4 protein-coding genes are annotated in these 3,814 nt (G+C 74.1%); 1 reads left to right on the top strand and 3 read right to left on the bottom strand.

What is annotated here, in order from left to right; genetic code table 11:
• Positions 1-1,007, bottom strand: a 1,007-nt coding sequence (locus ACYVE9_RS18610) for a 3-hydroxyacyl-CoA dehydrogenase NAD-binding domain-containing protein (RefSeq protein WP_461029015.1), incomplete at its 3' end; no start/stop codon positions are given.
• Between the two features lie 378 nt (positions 1,008-1,385).
• Between ACYVE9_RS18610 and paaN the strand changes: the two genes are divergently transcribed.
• The gene (gene paaN, locus ACYVE9_RS18605) at positions 1,386-3,077 is read left to right on the top strand and encodes a phenylacetic acid degradation protein PaaN (protein ID WP_461029014.1); all 1,692 of its coding nucleotides are present in this window, start codon (positions 1,386-1,388) and stop codon (positions 3,075-3,077) included.
• Positions 3,078-3,211: 134 nt separating this feature from the next.
• On the opposite strand, the gene ACYVE9_RS18600 is transcribed toward paaN, so the two are convergent.
• Positions 3,212-3,568 carry a hypothetical protein gene (locus ACYVE9_RS18600; protein ID WP_461029013.1) on the bottom strand — a complete coding sequence of 119 codons (357 nt, stop codon included), beginning with the start codon at positions 3,566-3,568 and terminating at the stop codon, positions 3,212-3,214.
• Between the two features lie 35 nt (positions 3,569-3,603).
• The coding region (locus tag ACYVE9_RS18595) for a hypothetical protein (RefSeq protein ID WP_461029012.1) at positions 3,604-3,814 on the bottom strand (211 nt) is incomplete at its 5' end.

Below are 3,814 nucleotides of genomic sequence, written 5' to 3'. Positions count from 1 at the left end.
AGCGCGGCGGCCGGGCCGAGCACGCCGTACACGGTGACGTGGTCCGGCGCCGGACGAACGGCCGCCGTCCGCGGCTGCGGGGTGCTCGCACCGGGCGAGTGGTCGTACCAGCCGTGCCCGGACTTGCGGCCCAGCCGCCCGGACTCCACGAGGCGGCGCTGGGCGAGCGACGGGGTGAACTTCGGGTCCTGGCTGAACGCCTCCCAGACGGACCGGGTCACCGCCTCGTTGACGTCCTGGCCGATGAGGTCGGTCAGCTCGAACGGCCCCATCCGGAAGCCGCCGCACTCGCGCAGCACCGCGTCCAGCGTCGCCGGATCGGCGGCCCGCTCCTCGTACAGGCGGAACGCCTCCGCGTAGAACGGCCGGGCGACCCGGTTGACGACGAAGCCGGGGGTGTCGGCGCAGCGCACGGGGGTCTTGCCCCAGGCGGCGGCGAGCGCCTGAGCGCGGTCGGCGGCGGCCGGGTCGGTGGCGTGGCCGCTGACGACCTCCACCAGCGGCAGCAGCGGCGCCGGGTTGAAGAAGTGCAACCCGACGAACCGGCCGGGGTGGCGCAGCGCGGCGGCGATCGCGGTGACCGGCAGCGACGAGGTGTTGGTGGCGAGCAGGCAGTGCTCGCCGACCACCGCCTCCAGGGCGCTGAACAGCTGCTGCTTGGCGCCGAGTTCCTCCAGCACGGCTTCGACGACCACCTCGGCGCCGGCCAGGTCGGCGAGGTCCTCGGCGGCGTGCAGCCGGCCGTCGGCGGCGGCCCGCGTCTCAGCGTCCATACGGCCCTTGGCCACCAGCCGGTCCAGTCGGCCGCGGATCTGCTCCGCGGCCCGCTCGGCCCGTTCCGGGGCGACGTCGTGCAGCAGCACCCGGTGGCCGGCGGTCAGCGCGACCTGCGCGATGCCCTGCCCCATCGTTCCGGTGCCGACCACGGCGACGATGCCGGGGCTGTTGGGGGTGCTGGAGGCGTCGGGGCTGTCGGGGGTGCTGGGGCTGCTGGCGGTGTCTCGCATGCGTGGGGTGTCCCCTCTTCCCGGGGCAGCGGACGAGCGCGCTGCCCGACCTGTGGTGTGCCGTGCCACTCACCGTTCCGTGCCACACCGATCCGCCGCCGTCTCACGCCGTCCGACGCCAGTGCGACGGCAGTGCGACGCCAGCCCGGCGTCAGTCCACGGCCGTCCGCACCGGCCACGGTCGGGGCGACGGGTTCGGGGCGGCCGGAGCGGGCCGGTACCGACCGATCGTTCGGCGCACTCTAACCGGCGCGGGGCGGGCGCCGGGAGGCTCCTGCGCAGGTCGGCCGGAACAGCCCCCTTGCCCCGACCGATCGTTCGGTTACTCTGGCCGTGTCCGCCCGCCGCCGACCCGGCTCGACGAGGAGTTGGTCCCTGATGGCCGCCGCGCCCACCGCACAGCAACTGATCGAGACGCACCGCCCCACCCTGGACCGGGCGCTGGAGACGATCCGCAGCCGGGCGTACTGGTCGCCCTACCCCGAGCACCCCAAGGCCTACGGCGAGAACGGCTCACTCACCGCCGCCGAGGGGCAGGCCGCCTTCGACGCCCTGTGCGGAAACCGCTTCGAGCTCGACCAGCCCGGCACCGACGACTGGACGGGCGGCGAGGTCTCGCCCTACGGCCCGGAGCTTGGCATCACCTACCCGCACGCGGACATCGACGTGCTGCTGCCCGCGATGCGGGCGGCGCTGCCCGCCTGGCGGGACGCCGGACCCGAGACGCGGGCCGCGGTCTGCCTGGAGATCCTGGCCCGGATCAACGCCCGCACCCACGAGTTCGCCCAGGCCGTCATGCACACCAGCGGCCAGGCCTACCTGATGGCGATGCAGGCCGGCGGCCCGCACGCGCAGGACCGCGGCCTGGAGGCCGTCGTCCACGCCTACGCCGAGCAGACCCGGGTGCCGCAGTCGGCGCACTGGTCCAAGCCGCAGGGCAAGCGCGACCCGATCGACCTGGACAAGCAGTTCACCGCGGTACCGCGCGGCATCGCGCTGGTCGTCGGCTGCAACACGTTCCCCACCTGGAACGGCTACCCCGGCCTGTTCGCCTCCCTGGCCACCGGCAACCCGGTGCTCGTCAAGCCGCACCCGCGTGCGGTGCTGCCGCTGGCGCTGACCGTGCGCGTCGCCCGCGAGGTGCTCACCGAGGCCGGCTTCGACCCGAACCTGGTGGCGCTCGCCGCCGAGCGGGACGGCGAGGGCATCGCGAAGACCCTGGCGCTGCGGCCCGAGGTCCGCGTCATCGACTACACCGGCTCCACCGCGTTCGGCGACTGGCTGGAGGTCAACGCCCGCCAGGCGCAGGTCTTCACCGAGAAGGCCGGTGTCAACACGGTGGTCATCGACTCGACCGACGACTACCGCGGCATGCTCGGCAACCTCGCCTTCTCGCTGTCGCTCTACAGCGGCCAGATGTGCACCACGCCGCAGAACCTGCTCGTCCCCCGGGACGGCATCAGCACCGACGCCGGCCCGAAGTCGTACGGCGAGGTGGTGGCCGATCTCGCGGCGGCCGTCGAGAAGCTGCTGGGCGACGACGCCCGGGCCACCGCACTGCTCGGCGCGCTGGTCAACCCCGGCGTCCGCGAGCGGCTGGAGGCGGCTCCCGGACTCGGTGACGTGGCGCTGGCCTCCCGGTCCGTCATCCACCCCGACTTCCCCGACGCGACCGTCCGCACCCCGGTCATCGTCGCCCTCGACGGCAGCAAGCCGGACGCCGAGGAGAACTACCTCAGCGAGTGCTTCGGGCCGGTGTCGTTCGTGGTCGCGGTCGACTCCACCGAGTCGGCCGTCGAACTGCTGCGCCGCACCGTCCGGGAGAAGGGCGCCATGACCGTCGGCGCCTACACCACCGACGCGGACACCGAGCGGCTCATCGAGAACGCCTGCCTGGAGGAGTGCGCGCAGCTGTCGCTCAACCTCACCGGCGGCGTCTACGTCAACCAGACGGCTGCCTTCTCCGACCTGCACGGTTCCGGGGGCAACCCGGCGGCGAACGCCGCCCTGTGCGACGCGTCCTTCGTGGCACCCCGCTTCCGCACCGTCGAGGTCCGCAGGCCGGCGTGAGCCACGGCATCAGCTGAGCCGCAGGCCCGCGTGAGCCGTCGCGTGGGCCGCACCCGGGGGCGTCACCGCACCAGCGGTGGCGCCCCTGCCACTGCTGCGGTGGCGGAAGCTGCCGAGCCGGGGTGGTCAGTCCGTCACGGCCCGGTGGTGGGCGGTGCCGCAGGGGGCGCCGTGCCCGGAGTGGGCACGGCAGGGTTCTCCTCCGCCATGGGGCGGGTCGTCCACCACAGCACGGCCACCAGGCCGACGGCGCACACACCACCGGCCAGCAGCCCGACCGGCGGGCGTCTCGGTGACCGCCACAGGCGCAGGCCCAGCCAGCCGACGCACGCTCCCGCGAGGACCACGATCGTCGAGGTGAGGTCGCCGTTCCGGTAGGCGACCCGCAGGGCGTCGAAGGGGACGGAAAACACCAGGAGCGTGGCGGCGAGCAACACGGTGACCGCGCACGCCCCTTCGAGCAGGGCCAGCACCCATCGGCCTACGCGCATGTCGTTCTCCCCTCCTCCGGGCCACCTGGTGGCCGTCAGCCGGCAGGCGGTACGGACGGCCCGATGTGCACGATCCCACTCCCGACGTGCTCCCCGTCGTCACCTCCCGCGATGATCATGCCGCCGGTACGGGGAACTCTGCGCCCGAAGCCGGGAAGTCGCCCCCGGCGCACGTCCTCAGCCCCCGCCCCCAGCCGTCTCCCGCCCCGCCGCAGCCGTCTCCCGCCCCGCCGCAGCCGTCTCCCG

The sequence above is a fragment of the Streptomyces sparsus genome (genome assembly GCF_054776295.1).
Note: the sequence above shows the minus strand (reverse complement) of the source record. Positions and strands in the feature narration are given on the sequence as shown.

Excerpts from the sequence above, each read along its gene's own strand:
- paaN (WP_461029014.1), top strand. The coding sequence starts at position 1,386 with ATGGCCGCCGCGCCCACCGCACAGCAACTGATCGAGACGCACCGCCCC.
- ACYVE9_RS18600 (WP_461029013.1), bottom strand. The coding sequence starts at position 3,568 with ATGCGCGTAGGCCGATGGGTGCTGGCCCTGCTCGAAGGGGCGTGCGCG.